Raw genomic sequence first — 15,078 nt, forward strand, 5'->3', positions numbered from 1 at the left:
CCGGGGATCGGCGGGCCGGTCCCTGGACCGACCTTCGCGAAGGGGGGATAGTCTCAGAACGTCATGCGTTCCGTATTCATTTACACCCTCGCCCGGCTGGCGCTGTTCGGCGCGACCGCCGGAGTGCTGTTCCTGACCGGGGCGCGTGGGTTCCTGCTCCTCGCGCTGGCCATCCTGATCAGCGGCATCATCAGCTTCGTCCTGCTGTCGCGTCAGCGCGACGCCGTCTCGTCCTCCGTGACCAGGCGCGCCGCCCGGATGCGGGAGAACCTCGCCGCCGGCGCCGCCCGCGAGGACGACGATGACGAGCCGGCCTCCTCCGCGACGGTCCGTGCGGAGAACCGGGAGCCCACCGCCTGATTCAGCGGTTCAGCGGACGGCGTGGTGCAGAGCCACCGCGCCGAAGGTGAGGTTGCGCCAGCGCACCGAGGTCCAGCCCGCCTCCTGGATCAGCCGGGCGAACGCCGCCTGGTCGTGCCAGGCCGCCGTCGACTCCGCGAGGTAGTGGTAGGAGTCGGGGTTGGAGCTCGCCTTCGCCATCAGCGGCAGGCCGACCTTCAGGTGCAGGCCGTGCAGGGTCCGCAGCACCGGGTTCGGCGGCCGGCTCACCTCGCAGACGAGCAGCCGCCCGCCCGGCCTCGTCACTCGGCGCATCTCCGCCAGCGCCTGGACCGTGTCACTGACGTTGCGGATGCCGAAGGAGATCGTCACCGCGTCGAAGGACTCGTCGGCGAACGGGAGCCGCATCGCGTCCCCGGCGACGAACCGGACGCCCGCGTAGCCGTTGCGCCGCACGCCCTCCTGGAGCATGCCGAACGAGAAGTCGCACGCGGCGGTCCGCGCCCCGGCCTCGGCGAAGGGCACCGAGGAGGTGCCGGTCCCGGCCGCCAGGTCGAGGACCCGCTCGCCGCGTCGTACGTCGAGGGCCTTGACGACCTCACGCCGCCACAGCCGGTCGAGCCCGCCGGTCATCAGGTCGTTGAGCAGGTCGTAGCGCGCGGCGGTGCGATCGAACATCGCGGCCACCTCGGCCGGTCGCTTTTCCAGGGATGCCCGGGTCATGAGAGGTAAGCGTACGCAAGCGGTCGGTTAACGCGGCACACGGGCAGGCGCGTACGATCGGGCAGCGCGCATGGTTCCCGAGCATCGAGGGGCAAGGTTTAGACTCACGGTGTAGGGAGCTTGTGAAGCGCTTCACAAAAGAACATGGAGAGCCAGATCGCACCCCGGGTCGCACCCGGCTCCTCGCAGCCCCGTACGATCCGTCGCGGCATCGCCCCGCCCTAGGGGCGGACTACCGAAACCGTGCACCCGAAGGATTCTCGTGACCGAGCCAGTGTCCATAACGCAGAAGGACCCCGAGACCGAGGCCGACGTCATCGTCGTCGGCGCCGGCCCGGCGGGCTCGACCACTGCCTACCACCTGGCGCAGGCAGGGCTCAACGTCCTGCTCCTGGAGAAGACGACGTTCCCGCGCGAGAAGGTGTGCGGTGACGGCCTCACCCCCCGCGCCGTCAAGCAGCTGGTGAAGATGGGCGTCGACATCGACGCGCCCGGCTGGATCCGCAACAAGGGGCTGCGGATCATCGGCGGCGGCGTCCGGCTCGAGCTGCCCTGGCCGGACCTGGCGAGCTACCCGGACTACGGCCTGGTCCGCACGCGGATGGACTTCGACCAGATCCTCGCCGAGCGCGCCGTCGCCGCCGGCGTGAAGCTCCACATGAACACCAACGTCACCGGCCCGGTCCTCGACGACCGCACCGGCCGGATCACCGGCGTCGTCGCCAAGACCGCCGACGGCGAGGTGACCTACAAGGCGCCGCTCGTCGTGGCAGCCGACGGCAACTCCACCCGGCTCTCGCTCGCGATGGGGCTGCGCAAGCGCGACGACCGGCCGATCGGGGTGGCGGTCCGGCGCTACTACACGAGCCCGCGCCACGACGACGACTTCCTCGAGTCCTGGCTGGAGCTGTGGGACGGCGACCGGCTGCTGCCCGGCTACGGCTGGATCTTCGGCGTCGGCGACGGCACCTCCAACGTCGGCCTCGGTCTGCTCAACACCAGCGAGGCGTTCAAGAACGTCGATTACCGCGCGCTCCTGCGCAGCTGGCTCGCCGGGATGCCGGAGGAGTGGGGCTACCAGGAGGACAACGCCACCGGCCCGGTGCGCGGCGCGGCGCTGCCGATGGGGTTCAACCGGACCCCGCACTACACGCGCGGCCTCCTGCTCGTCGGCGACGCCGGCGGGATGATCAACCCGTTCAACGGCGAGGGCATCGCGTACGCGATGGAGTCCGGCGAGATGGCGGCCGAGATCATCGCCCAGGCTCTGGCCCGGCCGACCCCGGCGCAGCGCGAGCGTGCCCTGCACGACTACCCGCGCGTGCTCAAGGAGGCCTACGGCGGCTACTACACGATCGGGCGGATCTTCGTTAAGGCGATCGGCGACCCGCGGATCATGAAGTTCGCGACGCGCCACGGCCTGCCGCACCCGACGCTGATGAGGTTCACGCTCAAGCTGCTCGCCAACCTGACCGATCCGCGGGGCGGCGACGCGATGGACCGCGTCATCAACGCGATGTCGAAAATGGCTCCGGCGGCGTGAGACGAGAGAAGAAATGATGATCGCCCTGCCTAGGATTGGGAATCCCGCCCGTGCACAGCGGCCATGCCGCGTCGGCGGCGCGCTCGAAGGCAATCACCCAGAGGGGGGTGTAGGGATTTGAACCTCTACGTTCCTATTGTCGTACTCGGCGCGCTCGCGCTGCTGTTCGCGGTGGGCTCGGTCGTCATGGGGTCCTTCACGGGACCCAAGCGCTGGAACCGCGCCCGTCTCGAAGCGTACGAATGCGGTATCGAACCGACGCCGCAGCCGGTCGGCGGTGGCCGCTTCCCGGTGAAGTACTACCTGACCGCGATGCTGTTCATCGTCTTCGACATCGAGATCATCTTCCTCTACCCCTGGGCGGTCGCCTTCGACCACATGGGGCTGTTCGGTCTCGTCGAAATGGTGCTCTTCATCGTCACCGTCCTCATCGCGTACGCCTACGTGTGGCGACGCGGTGGTCTGGAGTGGGACTGACAATGGGTCTTGAAGAGAAACTCCCCGCAGGCGTCCTGCTGACCACGGTCGAGCAGGTCATCGGCCTGGCGCGCAAGAGCTCGGTCTGGCCGGCGACGTTCGGCCTGGCCTGCTGCGCCATCGAGATGATGGCGACCGGCGACCCGCGCCACGACTTCTCCCGATGGGGAATGGAGCGCGCCTCCGGCTCGCCGCGACAGGCCGACCTGATGATCGTGGCCGGCCGGGTGAGCCAGAAGATGGCCCCCGTGCTCCGGCAGATCTACGACCAGATGGCCTCGCCCAAGTGGGTCATCGCGATGGGCGTGTGCGCCTCCTCCGGCGGCATGTTCAACAACTACGCGATCGTCCAGGGCGTCGACCACATCGTCCCCGTCGACGTCTACCTGCCCGGCTGCCCGCCGCGGCCGGAGATGCTGCTGGACGCGATCCTCAAGCTGCACGACAAGATCCAGAACACCAAGCTGGGCGTGCACCGCAAGCGGGAGATCGAGGAGCTGGAGAAGGCCCGGCTCCGCCAGCTTCCGCTCCTGGACCAGCCCGAGGTGGTGTCATGAGCTCCCAGCACCCTGAGCAGCAGGCCGAGCAGGCCGCCGACCAGCTCCCGGCGCACGCCGAGGAGGAGCGGCGGGAGCAGCCGATCGCCCGGATGGGCATGTTCGGTGCCAAGACCACCGGCGACACCTCCGGCTACGGCAAGCTCGTCATCCGCCAGGCCCCCAAGGTCTCCAGCCCGCGCCCGTACGGCGGTCCGCGCACGACCGGCGCCGAGGGCGAGTTCGACGAGATCGCGGACGCGTTGGAGCGTGCCTACCCCGAGTTCGGCGAGGCGATCGAGCGCGTCGTCGTGGACCGGGGCGAGCTGACGCTCGTCGTCCGCCGCGAGCACCTGCTCCAGGTCGCCCAGGTCCTCCGCGACGACCCGGCGCTGCGCTTCGAGCTGTGCACCGGCGTGTCCGGCGTGCACTACCCGGCGGAGACCGGTTCGGAGCTGCACGCGGTCTACCCGCTGCTGTCGATGACCCACAACCGGCGCGTCCGGCTCGAGGTCACCGCCCCCGACGCGGACCCGCACGTCCCGTCGCTGATCACGGTCTACCCGACCAACGACTGGCATGAGCGCGAGACGTACGACCTGTTCGGGATCGTCTTCGACGGCCACCCGGCGCTCACCCGGATCATGATGCCGGACGACTGGCAGGGCCACCCCCAGCGCAAGGATTACCCCCTCGGCGGGATCCCCGTCGAGTACCGCGGAGCCAAGGTGCCCCCGCCCGACGAGAGGAGGTCCTACGTATGACCGCCACGGACTACGACGCGTACGGCACGGGCGAGGCCGCTGAGGGCACCGTCTACAACGTCAACGGCCAGGACTGGAAAGAGGTCGTGGACGCCGCGGCGTCCGGCGACGAGGACCGCATGGTCGTCAACATGGGTCCGCAGCACCCGTCGACGCACGGCGTGCTCCGGCTCATCCTGACGCTCGACGGCGAGACGGTCGACGAGGCCCGGCTGGGCATCGGCTACCTCCACACCGGCATCGAGAAGAACATGGAGTACCGGACGTGGACCCAGGGGACCACGTTCTGCACCCGCATGGACTACCTCGCGCCGCTGTTCAACGAGGCGGCGTACTGCCTCGCGGTGGAGAAGCTGCTCGGCGTCACCGACGACGTCCCCGAGCGGGCGCAGGTCATCCGGGTGATGATGATGGAGGTCAACCGGATCTCCTCGCACCTGGTCGCGATCGCGACGTTCGGCCTCGAGCTCGGCGCGACCACCGTGATGCTCAACGGGTTCATCGAGCGTGAGTACGCCCTCGACATCTTCGAGATGGTCGCGGGCCTGCGCATGAACATGGCCTACATCCGGCCGGGCGGCGTCGCCCAGGACCTGCCGCCGGGCGCGATCGACAAGATCGGCGACTTCGTCAAGCGGGAGAAGCAGCGGCTCAAGCAGCTCCGCAAGCTCCTCGACGCGAACCCCGTGTTCGTCGCGCGGACCAAGGACATCGCCTACCTCGACCTGACCGGCTGCATGGCGCTCGGCGTCACCGGTCCGGTGCTGCGCTCCGCGGGCCTGCCGTGGGACCTGCGCAAGACCCAGCCGTACTGCGGCTACGAGACGTACGACTTCGACGTGCCGACGCAGCAGACCTGCGACGTGTACGGCCGCTACCTCGTCCGCATGGCGGAGATGGAAGAGTCCCTGAAGATCATCGAGCAGTGCCTCGACCGGCTGAGCTCCGGCTCCGCCAAGTCCGGCCCGGTGATGATCGAGGACAAGAAGATCGGCTGGCCGGCGCAGCTCGCGCTGGGGCCGGACGGCATGGGCAACTCGCCGAACCACATCGCGCACATCATGGGCCAGTCCATGGAGGCCCTCATCCACCACTTCAAGCTGGTGACCGAGGGATTCCGGGTGCCGGCCGGCCAGGTGTACGCCGCGGTGGAGTCGCCGCGCGGCGAGCTCGGCTGTCACGCGGTCAGCGACGGCGGCACCCGCCCGTACCGCGTGCACTTCCGCGACCCGTCGTTCACCAACCTGCAGGCGGCCCCGGCGATGTCCGAGGGCGGCCAGGTCGCCGACATCATCGCCGCGGTGGCGAGTATCGACCCGGTCATGGGGGGAGTCGACCGATGAGCTTCGAGCCAGAGGTCCAAGCGCGGCTCGAGCGCGACGCCAAAGAGATCATCGCCAAGTACCCGAAGACGCGGTCGGCGCTGCTGCCGATGCTGCACCTGGTGCAGTCCGAGGTCGGGTACGTCAGCGACGACGGCATCCAGTTCTGCGCCGACACGCTGGGCATCACGCCCGCGCAGGTCACCGGCGTCGCGACCTTCTACACGCAGTACAAGCGTGAGCCGGTCGGCGAGTACCACGTCGGCGTCTGCATCAACACGCTGTGCGCGATCATGGGCGGCGACCAGATCTGGGAGGAGCTGTCCGAGCACGTCGGCGTCGGTCACGACGAGGCGACGGAGGACGGCAAGATCAGCCTCGAGCGCCTCGAGTGCAACGCGGCCTGCGACTTCGCTCCCGTGATGATGGTCAACTGGGAGTTCTTCGACGACATGACGCCGGAGAAGGCCAAGCAGCTCGTCGACGACCTGCGCGCCGGCAAGCCGGTCGCGCCGACCCGCGGCCCGTCCTCGGTGTGCTCCTGGAAGCAGGCGTCGCGGGTGCTCGCGGGCTTCAACGACGGTCGCGCCGGCGAGGGCGTGCAGGCCGGCCCGGAGTCGCTGGAAGGCCTCGAGCTGGCCAAGCGCGAGGGCTGGACCGCTCCTGAGCCCGAGGAGACCAAATGACGACTCTGACCCCCATCCTCACCAAGACGTGGGACCAGGCGGACTCGTTCACGCTGCGCGGGTACGAGAACGCCGGCGGGTACCAGGCGTTCCGCACGGCCCTGGGCATGAACCCGGACGACATCATCCAGGCGGTGAAGGACTCCGGACTGCGCGGCCGTGGCGGCGCGGGCTTCCCGACCGGCCTGAAGTGGGGCTTCATCCCGCAGGGTGACGGCAAGCCGCACTACCTCGTCGTCAACGCGGACGAGTCCGAGCCGGGCACGTGCAAGGACATCCCGCTGATGATGGCCAACCCGCACGTGCTGGTCGAGGGCATCATCATCAGCTCGTTCGCGATCCGCGCGAACCACGCCTTCATCTACGTGCGCGGTGAGGTCCTGCACGTCATCCGCCGCCTCCAGCAGGCGGTCGCGGACGCGTACGAGGCGGGCTACCTCGGCAAGAACATCCTCGGCTCCGGCTTCGACCTGGAGCTCGTCGTCCACTCCGGCGCCGGCGCGTACATCTGCGGCGAGGAGACGGCGCTGCTCGACTCGCTCGAGGGCTACCGCGGTCAACCCCGGCTCAAGCCTCCCTTCCCGGCGGTGGCCGGCCTCTACGGCGGCCCGACTGTGATCAACAACGTCGAGTCGATCGCCAGTGTTCCCGGCATCATCGCCAACGGCGCCGACTGGTTCGCCTCCATGGGCACCGAGAAGTCCAAGGGCTTCGGCATCTTCAGCCTCTCCGGGCACGTCACCCGGCCGGGCCAGTACGAGGCGCCGCTGGGCATCACGCTCCGCGAGCTGCTCGACATGGCGGGCGGCATCCGGGGCGGGCGCCGGCTGAAGTTCTGGACGCCGGGCGGCTCCTCGACCCCGCTGTTCACCGACGAGCACCTCGACGTGCCGCTGGACTTCGAGTCCGTCGGCGCGGCCGGCTCCATGCTCGGCACCCGGGCGCTGCAGCTCTTCGACGACACGACCTGCGTCGTACGGGCCGTCCTGCGGTGGAGCGAGTTCTACGCGCACGAGTCGTGCGGCAAGTGCACGCCGTGCCGCGAGGGCACCTACTGGTACAAGCAGATGCTCAAGCGCCTGGAGAAGGGCGAGGGCAGCGAGAAGGACCTCGACACCCTCCTGGACCTGTCGGACAACATCCTCGGCCGGTCGTTCTGCGCCCTCGGCGACGGCGCGACCAGCCCGGTGACCTCGTCCATCCAGTACTTCCGGGACGAGTACATCCAGCACTTCGAACAGGGCGGCTGTCCCTTCGACCGGGCCGCCTCGACCGCGTGGGCAGGTGGAAAGTGACCGTCACCAGCGACAGCACCGGGGTCGAGAAGCGCGAGGACCTGATCTCCGTCACGATCGACGGCTTCGAGATCAGCGTTCCGAAGGGCACGCTGATCATCCGGGCCGCCGAGCTGCTCGGTATCCAGATCCCGCGGTTCTGCGACCACCCGCTGCTCGACCCCGTCGGCGCGTGCCGGCAGTGCCTGGTGGAGATCCCGGACGCCGGCAACGGGCGGCCGATGCCCAAGCCGCAGGCGTCCTGCACCACCACGGTCATGCCGAACATGGTGATCAAGACGCAGCTCACCTCGCCGGTGGCCGACAAGGCCCAGCACGGCGTGATGGAGCTGCTGCTGATCAACCACCCGCTGGACTGCCCGATCTGCGACAAGGGCGGCGAGTGCCCCCTGCAGAACCAGGCGATGTCCAACGGCCGCGGCGAGTCCCGGTTCGTCGAGACGAAGCGGACGTTCCCGAAGCCGCTCGCGCTGTCCTCGCAGGTCCTGCTGGACCGCGAGCGGTGCATCCAGTGCGCCCGCTGCACGCGGTTCTCCGACCAGATCGCCGGCGACGCGTTCATCGACCTGTTCGAGCGCGGCGCCAAGGAGCAGGTCGGCGCGGCCACCGACGAGCCGTTCCAGTCCTACTTCTCCGGCAACACGGTGCAGATCTGCCCGGTCGGCGCGCTGACCGGCGCGGCGTACCGCTTCCGCTCCCGGCCGTTCGACCTCGTGTCGACGCCGAGCGTCTGCGAGCACTGCGCCTCCGGCTGCGCCCAGCGCACCGACCACCGGCGCGGCAAGGTGACGCGCCGCCTGGCCGGTGACGACCCGCAGGTCAACGAGGAGTGGAACTGCGACAAGGGCCGGTGGGCGTTCACGTACGCCACCCAGCCCGACCGCCTGACCCACCCGCTGATCCGTAACGAGGACGGCGTGCTGGAGCCGGCGTCCTGGCCGGAGGCGCTGAGCGTCGCGGCCGAGGGCCTGGCCCGCGCCCGCGGCAAGGCCGGCGTGCTGACCGGCGGCCGGGTCACCCTCGAGGACGCCTACGCGTACAGCAAGTTCGCGCGGATCGCGCTCGGCACCAACGACATCGACTTCCGCGCCCGCGCGCACTCGGCCGAGGAGGTCGAGTTCCTCGCCGCGACCGTCGCGGGCCGTCCGATCACGGTGTCCTACACCGACCTGGAGAACGCCCCGGCGGTGCTGCTGGCCGGCTTCGAGCCGGAGGAGGAGTCGCCGATCGTCTTCCTGCGGCTCCGCAAGGCGGCCCGCAAGAAGGGCCTGAAGGTCTACTCCGTCGCGCCGTACGCCACGCGCGGCCTGCGCAAGATGTCCGGCACGCTCCTGGCCACCGCGCCGGGGGCCGAGGCCGAGGCCCTCGGTGACCTGATCACCGGGACCGCCCTGGACGACGCGGGCAAGGCCGCCGCCGAGCTGCTCAAGGCCGACGGCGCGATCATCCTCATCGGTGAGCGGCTCGCCGCGGTGCCGGGCGCCCTGTCGGCCGCCGGCCGGCTCGCGACCGCCACCGGCGCCCGCCTCGCGTGGATCCCGCGCCGGGCCGGTGAGCGCGGCGCGGTCGAGGCCGGCGCGCTGCCGACCCTGCTGCCGATCGGCCGTCCGGTCACCGACGCCGCCGCGCGCGGCGAGGTGGCCCGGGCCTGGACCGTCGGCTCGCTGCCGGCGACGCCGGGCCGCGACACGACGGGCATCCTCGCCGCCGCGCGGGACGGCGGGATCGACGCGCTGCTCATCGGCGGCGTCGACCCGTACGACCTGCCGGACCCGGCCGGAGCGCTCGAGGCCCTGGAGAACACCCCGTTCATCGTCAGCCTGGAGCAGCGGGTCAGCGCGGTCACCGACCGGGCCGACGTCGTGCTGCCGGTGGCGACGGTGACGCAGAAGGCCGGGACCTTCGTCAACTGGGAGGGCCGCGGCCGCCAGTTCGACGTCGTGCTGAAGACCCCCGGCGTGATGTCGGACCTGAAGGTGCTGGCCGCCATCGCCGACCAGCTCGACGTCCACCTGGGCCTGCCGGACTCGGCGGCGGCCCGCCGCGAGATGGCCGCGCTCGGCGCGTTCCGCGGCGACCGGCCGAGCCTGCCCAGCGTGCCCGCGGCCGTACCGGCCGAGCCCGGCAAGGGCGAGGCGCGGCTGGCCACCTGGCGGATGCTGCTCGACGCGGGCCGGATGCAGGACGGCGAGCCGTACCTCGCGGGCACCGCGAAGACGCCGGTCGCGCGGCTGAGCGCGGCCACCGCCGCGGAGATCGCAGCGGACGGGAAGGTCACCGTGGCCACGGCGCACGGCGAGATCACCCTGCCGCTGGAGATCGTCGACATGCCGGATCGCGTGGTCTGGCTCCCCGAGAACTCCCCGGGCTGCGCGGTCCACCGGGACCTGGGCGTTTCGGCCGGGGCGGTCGTGAAGATCCAGAACGGGAGCGTCGCATGAACGCCACCCACGTCCTCGCCGAGGGCGCCACGCTGAACAGCTTCGGGCACGACCCGTGGTGGATCATCGTGCTCAAGGCGCTGGTGATCTTCGTGTTCCTGCTGCTGACGGTGCTCATCACCGTCTGGGCGGAACGCCGGATCATCGGCCGGATGCAGCTGCGTCCGGGTCCGAACCGCGCCGGCCCCTTCGGCATCCTGCAGGCGCTGTTCGACGGCATCAAGGGCGCGCTGAAGGAGGACATCGTCCCGCGCGGCGTGGACAAGGTCGTCTTCTTCCTCGCGCCGATCCTCGCCGCCGCGCCCGCGATGGTGTCGTTCTCGATCATCCCGTGGGGCGGGGTCGTCTCGATCGCCGGCCACAAGACGCCGCTGCAGCTCGCGGACCTGCCGGTCGCGGTGCTGCTGCCGCTGGCGATGGCCTCGATCGGCGTGTACGGCTTCGTGCTCGCCGGCTGGTCGTCCATGTCGCCGTACGCGCTGCTCGGCGGTCTGCGCTCCAGCGCTCAGGTGATCTCGTACGAGATCGCGATGGGTCTGTCGTTCGTGGCGGTGTTCCTGTTCGCCGGGACGCTGTCCACCTCGGAGATCGTCGCGGCGCAGGCGCACGGCACCGCGTTCAAGGTCGCCGGGATCACGTTCCACACGCCGTCCTGGTACGCGATCCTGCTGCTGCCGTCGTTCGTCATCTACATCTTCACGATGATGGGGGAGTCCGGCCGTATCCCGTTCGACCTGCCCGAGGGCGAGGGCGAGCTGGTCGCCGGCTACCACACCGAGTACTCGTCGCTGAAGTTCATGATGTTCTACCTCGCCGAGTACGTGAACATGACGACGCTGTCGGCGCTGTGCACGACGCTGTTCCTCGGCGGCTACCGCGCGCCGTGGCCGATCACCTGGTTCTGGTCCGGGGCCAACTCCGGCTGGTGGCCGATCCTGTGGTTCCTGATCAAGATCTGGATGTTCACCTTCTTCTTCATCTGGCTGCGCGCGGCCCTGCCGCGGGTCCGCTACGACCAGCTGATGAAGCTGGGCTGGAAGGTCCTCATCCCGGTCTCGCTCGGCTGGATCCTGTTCGTGTCGGTGGTGCGGGCCCTGCGCAACGAGCACCACGACGTCGGTCCGATCATGATCGTCGCCGCCGTCATCGTCCTCCTCCTGCTCATCGGGTCGTTCCTGTGGGAGCGGGTCGCGGCGAGCGAGGCGCAGCCGGAGGAGGCGGAGGCCGCGGCCGAGCACGACCCGATGGCGGGCGGCTTCCCGGTGCCGCCGCTCGACGCGCCGCACTACCACGGCGTCGGCAACGGCCGTGCGCCCAACTCCGCGGAGGCCACCCGTGCTTGATTTCCTGAACCCGATCAAGGGGTTCGGCGTCGCGTTCCACCAGATGCTCAGTAAGACCGAGGTGGTGGAGTACCCCGAGGTCAAGAAGCCGACGGCACCGCGCTTCCACGGCCGGCACCAGCTCAACCGCTGGCCCGACGGCCTGGAGAAGTGCGTCGGCTGCGAGCTGTGCGCATGGGCGTGTCCCGCCGACGCGATCTACGTCGAGGGCGCCGACAACACCGAGGAGGAGCGGTTCTCCCCGGGTGAGCGGTACGGCCGCGTCTACCAGATCAACTACCTGCGGTGCATCCTCTGTGGGTTGTGCATCGAGGCGTGCCCGACCCGGGCGCTCACGATGACCAATGAGTACGAACTCGCCGACGTCAGCCGCGAGAGCCTCATCTACACCAAGGAGATGCTGCTCGCGCCGCTCACCGAGGCCATGGAGGCCCCGCCGCACCAGATGCGTCTCGGCGAGACCGAGGAGGACTACTACCGCCTCGGCGCCAAGAGCGATTCCAAGGACGGTGCCAAATGACCGGGGTAGTGGCCGCGGGCGCGCACCAGACCGGCGAGAGCGCGATCTTCTGGATCCTCGCGATCGTCTCGGTCGGGGCGGCCCTCGGCATGATCCTCACGCGGAAGGCCGTGCACTCGGCGCTGATGCTGGCGGCGGTGATGTTCTCGCTCGCGGTGCTGTACGCCGTGAATGAGGCGCCGTTCCTGGCGTTCGTGCAGGTGATCGTCTACACCGGCGCGGTGCTGATGCTGTTCCTGTTCGTCGTCATGATCATCGGGGTCAGCTCGACCGAGTCCCTGGTCGAGACGATCAAGGGCCAGCGCGTCGCCGCCGCGATCGTGGGCATCGCGTTCGCCGTCCTGCTGTTCGTCGGGTTCGGTCACGCGACGCTGCCGAGGACCGCGGGCCTGAAGGACGCGAACGCCAATGGCGGCAACGTCATGGGCCTGGCGCGGCTGATCTTCACCAAGTACGTCTTCGCGTTCGAGGTGACCAGCGCCCTGCTGATCACCGCGGCGCTGGGCGCGATGGTCCTCGCCCACCGCGAGCGGCTGCGTCCGAAGCCGACGCAGAAGCAGCTGTCGAAGGAGCGGATCAAGAGCGACCGCGTCTCGCCGCTGCCGCCGCCCGGCACGTACGCCCGCCACAACGCCGTCGACATGCCGGCCCTGTTGCCCGACGGCAGCATCTCGGAGCTGTCGGTCAGCCCGGTGATCGCCCGGCGCCGTACCGGCGAGCACGAGGACCTGCACGGCGCCTCGCCCGAGGTGGTCGCCCGTGAGGGGACCAAGACGGTCAAGGCCGTGATCGAGAAGCCGGTCGAGGTCGAGGAGGAGGAACAGTGACGGGCCACTACCTGGTTCTGTCCGCCATCCTGTTCACGATCGGCGGGATCGGCGTGCTCATTCGCCGCAACGCCATCGTGGTCTTCATGTGCGTCGAGCTCATGCTCAACGCCACCAACCTGGCGTTCGTGAGCTTCGCCCGCATGCACGGCAGCCTCGACGGGCAGATCATCGCGTTCTTCGTGATGGTCGTGGCCGCGGCCGAGGTGGTCGTCGGACTGGCGATCATCATGACGATCTTCCGGAGCAGGAAGTCCTCGTCGGTCGACGACGCGAACCTGCTGAAGTACTGAGGACATCCCGATGACCACGATGAACGCTGTTCTTGCCGCCGGTGGGCCGGAACTCCACCCCCAGGCGGCCGAGGGCGTCCAGTCCGTCGCCTGGCTGCTGATCGCCCTGCCGCTGGCCGGCGCGGCGATCCTGCTGCTGAGCGGGCGCCGTACCGACAAGTGGGGCCACCTGCTGGGCACCGCGATGTCCCTGGGCGCCTTCGTCGTCGGCGTCCTCACCTTCTTCCAGATGCTGGGTCAGGACGCGGAGGGGCGCAGCCGTGTGGTGCACCTCTTCCACTTCATCTCGGCCGGCTCCCTGAAGGTCGACATGAACCTGCTGGTCGACCCGCTGTCGATCAGCTTCGTTCTGTTGATCACCGGGGTCGGCTCGCTGATCCACATCTACTCGATCGGCTACATGGCGCACGACCCGGACCGGCGGCGCTTCTTCGCCTACCTGAACCTCTTCGTGGCGGCGATGCTGCTGCTGGTGCTGGCCGACAACTACGTGGGCCTGTACATCGGCTGGGAGGGCGTGGGTCTCGCGTCGTACCTGCTGATCGGGTTCTGGCAGCACAAGCCGAGCGCGGCCACGGCGGCCAAGAAGGCGTTCATCGTCAACCGGGTCGGTGACTTCGGCCTGTCCGTCGCGATCATGATCATGTTCGCGACCTTCGGCTCGCTGAGCTACCAGGACGTCTTCGGCCAGGCCTCGCAGGCGTCGCACAACACGATCACCGCGATCGGCCTGCTGCTCCTGCTCGGCGCGTGCGGTAAGTCCGCCCAGCTCCCGCTGCAGTCCTGGCTCCTGGACGCCATGGAGGGCCCGACCCCGGTGTCGGCGCTCATCCACGCGGCGACGATGGTCACCGCGGGCGTCTACCTCATCGTCCGCTCCCACGCGATCTTCGAGCTGTCGCCGGACGCGCGCCTGCTCGTCACGATCGTCGGCGTCGCCACGCTGCTCGCCGGTGCGATCATCGGTTGCGCCAAGGACGACATCAAGAAGGCCCTCGCCGGCTCGACGATGTCGCAGATCGGCTACATGGTGCTCGCCGCCGGCCTCGGCCGCCCCGGCTACGTCTTCGCGATCGCGCACCTCATCGCGCACGGCTTCTTCAAGGCCGGCATGTTCCTCGGCGCCGGTTCGGTCATGCACGCCATGAACGACGACGTGAACATGCGCAAGTACGGTGGCCTGCGGAAGGTCATGCCGATCACGTTCGCGACGTTCGGCCTCGGCTACCTCGCCATCATCGGGTTCCCCGGCCTGTCCGGCTGGTGGACCAAGGACGGCATCATCGACGCCGCCTTCGAGAAGGGCGGCACGTCCGGCCAGATCCTCGGCTGGCTCGCGCTGCTCGGCGCCGGCATCACCGCGTACTACATGTCCCGCGTGATGTTCATGACGTTCTTCGGCGAGCCGCGCTGGGACGAGGACGTGCACCCGCACGAGTCCCCGAAGGTCATGACCGTCCCGCTGATCCTGCTGGCGATCGGTTCGATCGCGGGCGGCGCCTTCCTCATCGCCGGCGACCGGTTCGCGAAGTTCCTCGCGCCCGTCGTGGGCGAGCCCGAGGAGGCGCACAAGCTGATCACGCCGTACACCGGGATCGTGTTCGCGCTCATGGTGGTCGGCATCGGCCTCGCGTACGTGCAGTACCTGCGCCGCCCGATCCCGCGGACCGCCCCGGCGGGCAACCCCGCCGTGACCTTCGCCCGCAAGGACCTGTACGGCGACGCGCTGAACGAGTCGCTGCTCATGCGGCCCGGTCAGTGGCTGACCCGCCTCACGGTCTACTTCGACAACCGCGGCGTCGACGGCCTCGTCAACGGCCTCGCCGCGTTGATCGGAGGGACCTCCGGCCGGGTCCGGCGCGTGCAGACCGGTTTCGTCCGCTCGTACGCACTGTCCATGTTCGTCGGCGCCGCGCTGGTCGTCGGTGCCCTGTTCCTGGTGAGGATCTAGTGGTCGCCACGACTTCCC

15 protein-coding genes are annotated in these 15,078 nt (G+C 69.5%); 14 read left to right on the forward strand and 1 reads right to left on the reverse strand.

Annotated features, from left to right (window positions below; genetic code table 11):
- The first annotated feature begins 63 nt into the window (after positions 1–63).
- Positions 64–360, forward strand: coding sequence for a DUF4229 domain-containing protein (locus ABD978_RS10605; protein ID WP_345352301.1), 297 nt, complete (start codon positions 64–66; stop codon positions 358–360).
- A 9-nt stretch (positions 361–369) separates the two neighbouring features.
- Here ABD978_RS10605 and ABD978_RS10610 read toward each other — a convergent pair whose 3' ends face one another.
- Positions 370–1,062 (reverse strand): demethylmenaquinone methyltransferase, encoded by a 693-nt coding sequence (locus ABD978_RS10610; RefSeq protein ID WP_345352304.1) that lies wholly within the window; start codon positions 1,060–1,062, stop codon positions 370–372.
- Positions 1,063–1,324: 262 nt separating this feature from the next.
- On the opposite strand from ABD978_RS10610, the gene ABD978_RS10615 reads away from it, so the two are divergent.
- The 13 genes from ABD978_RS10615 (at position 1,325) to nuoL (ending at position 15,060) form a co-directional block, all read left to right on the forward strand.
- Positions 1,325–2,605, forward strand: coding sequence for a geranylgeranyl reductase family protein (locus ABD978_RS10615; protein WP_345352307.1), 1,281 nt, complete (start codon positions 1,325–1,327; stop codon positions 2,603–2,605).
- A 117-nt stretch (positions 2,606–2,722) separates the two neighbouring features.
- The gene (locus ABD978_RS10620) at positions 2,723–3,082 is read left to right on the forward strand and encodes an NADH-quinone oxidoreductase subunit A (RefSeq protein ID WP_345352310.1); all 360 of its coding nucleotides are present in this window, start codon (positions 2,723–2,725) and stop codon (positions 3,080–3,082) included.
- A 2-nt stretch (positions 3,083–3,084) separates the two neighbouring features.
- A complete protein-coding gene (locus ABD978_RS10625; RefSeq protein WP_252802605.1) occupies positions 3,085–3,639 on the forward strand; it encodes a NuoB/complex I 20 kDa subunit family protein in 555 nt (184 codons plus the stop codon).
- Complete coding sequence (locus ABD978_RS10630) at positions 3,636–4,382, forward strand: NADH-quinone oxidoreductase subunit C (protein ID WP_345352313.1); 747 nt, start codon at positions 3,636–3,638, stop codon at positions 4,380–4,382. Before ABD978_RS10625 ends, ABD978_RS10630 begins: the two co-directional genes overlap by 4 nt.
- The gene (locus tag ABD978_RS10635) at positions 4,379–5,725 is read left to right on the forward strand and encodes an NADH-quinone oxidoreductase subunit D (protein ID WP_345352316.1); all 1,347 of its coding nucleotides are present in this window, start codon (positions 4,379–4,381) and stop codon (positions 5,723–5,725) included. The genes ABD978_RS10630 and ABD978_RS10635 overlap by 4 nt, the downstream gene beginning before the upstream one ends.
- Positions 5,722–6,390, forward strand: coding sequence for an NADH-quinone oxidoreductase subunit NuoE (nuoE, locus tag ABD978_RS10640; protein ID WP_345352319.1), 669 nt, complete (start codon positions 5,722–5,724; stop codon positions 6,388–6,390). Before ABD978_RS10635 ends, nuoE begins: the two co-directional genes overlap by 4 nt.
- On the forward strand, positions 6,387–7,685 hold the full coding sequence (gene nuoF, locus ABD978_RS10645) for an NADH-quinone oxidoreductase subunit NuoF (protein WP_345352322.1): 1,299 nt from the start codon (positions 6,387–6,389) through the stop codon (positions 7,683–7,685). The genes nuoE and nuoF overlap by 4 nt, the downstream gene beginning before the upstream one ends.
- The gene (locus ABD978_RS10650; RefSeq protein ID WP_345352325.1) at positions 7,682–10,126 is read left to right on the forward strand and encodes an NADH-quinone oxidoreductase subunit G; all 2,445 of its coding nucleotides are present in this window, start codon (positions 7,682–7,684) and stop codon (positions 10,124–10,126) included. Before nuoF ends, ABD978_RS10650 begins: the two co-directional genes overlap by 4 nt.
- A complete protein-coding gene (gene nuoH / locus ABD978_RS10655; protein WP_345352328.1) occupies positions 10,123–11,469 on the forward strand; it encodes an NADH-quinone oxidoreductase subunit NuoH in 1,347 nt (448 codons plus the stop codon). Before ABD978_RS10650 ends, nuoH begins: the two co-directional genes overlap by 4 nt.
- Positions 11,462–11,989, forward strand: coding sequence for an NADH-quinone oxidoreductase subunit NuoI (gene nuoI / locus ABD978_RS10660; RefSeq protein ID WP_345352330.1), 528 nt, complete (start codon positions 11,462–11,464; stop codon positions 11,987–11,989). Before nuoH ends, nuoI begins: the two co-directional genes overlap by 8 nt.
- Positions 11,986–12,816 (forward strand): NADH-quinone oxidoreductase subunit J, encoded by an 831-nt coding sequence (locus ABD978_RS10665; protein ID WP_345352332.1) that lies wholly within the window; start codon positions 11,986–11,988, stop codon positions 12,814–12,816. Before nuoI ends, ABD978_RS10665 begins: the two co-directional genes overlap by 4 nt.
- Positions 12,813–13,109, forward strand: a complete 297-nt coding sequence (gene nuoK / locus ABD978_RS10670; RefSeq protein ID WP_252779706.1) for an NADH-quinone oxidoreductase subunit NuoK — start codon at positions 12,813–12,815, stop codon at positions 13,107–13,109. The genes ABD978_RS10665 and nuoK overlap by 4 nt, the downstream gene beginning before the upstream one ends.
- Before the next feature lie 19 nt (positions 13,110–13,128).
- Positions 13,129–15,060 (forward strand): NADH-quinone oxidoreductase subunit L, encoded by a 1,932-nt coding sequence (gene nuoL / locus ABD978_RS10675; protein ID WP_345353677.1) that lies wholly within the window; start codon positions 13,129–13,131, stop codon positions 15,058–15,060.
- Positions 15,061–15,078 lie beyond the last annotated feature (18 nt).

This window comes from Actinoallomurus liliacearum (assembly GCF_039542035.1).
Taxonomy (GTDB): domain Bacteria; phylum Actinomycetota; class Actinomycetes; order Streptosporangiales; family Streptosporangiaceae; genus Actinoallomurus; species Actinoallomurus liliacearum.

What these genes read in the sequence shown, in the direction of transcription:
- nuoH (WP_345352328.1), top strand. Translation starts at nt 10,123, where the DNA reads ATGAACGCCACCCACGTCCTCGCCGAGGGCGCCACGCTGAACAGCTTC.
- ABD978_RS10630 (WP_345352313.1), top strand. Translation starts at nt 3,636, where the DNA reads ATGAGCTCCCAGCACCCTGAGCAGCAGGCCGAGCAGGCCGCCGACCAG.
- nuoL (WP_345353677.1), top strand. Translation starts at nt 13,129, where the DNA reads ATGAACGCTGTTCTTGCCGCCGGTGGGCCGGAACTCCACCCCCAGGCG.
- nuoF (WP_345352322.1), top strand. Translation starts at nt 6,387, where the DNA reads ATGACGACTCTGACCCCCATCCTCACCAAGACGTGGGACCAGGCGGAC.
- nuoE (WP_345352319.1), top strand. Translation starts at nt 5,722, where the DNA reads ATGAGCTTCGAGCCAGAGGTCCAAGCGCGGCTCGAGCGCGACGCCAAA.
- ABD978_RS10635 (WP_345352316.1), top strand. Translation starts at nt 4,379, where the DNA reads ATGACCGCCACGGACTACGACGCGTACGGCACGGGCGAGGCCGCTGAG.
- ABD978_RS10605 (WP_345352301.1), top strand. Translation starts at nt 64, where the DNA reads ATGCGTTCCGTATTCATTTACACCCTCGCCCGGCTGGCGCTGTTCGGC.
- ABD978_RS10610 (WP_345352304.1), bottom strand. Translation starts at nt 1,062, where the DNA reads ATGACCCGGGCATCCCTGGAAAAGCGACCGGCCGAGGTGGCCGCGATG.
- ABD978_RS10625 (WP_252802605.1), top strand. Translation starts at nt 3,085, where the DNA reads ATGGGTCTTGAAGAGAAACTCCCCGCAGGCGTCCTGCTGACCACGGTC.
- ABD978_RS10665 (WP_345352332.1), top strand. Translation starts at nt 11,986, where the DNA reads ATGACCGGGGTAGTGGCCGCGGGCGCGCACCAGACCGGCGAGAGCGCG.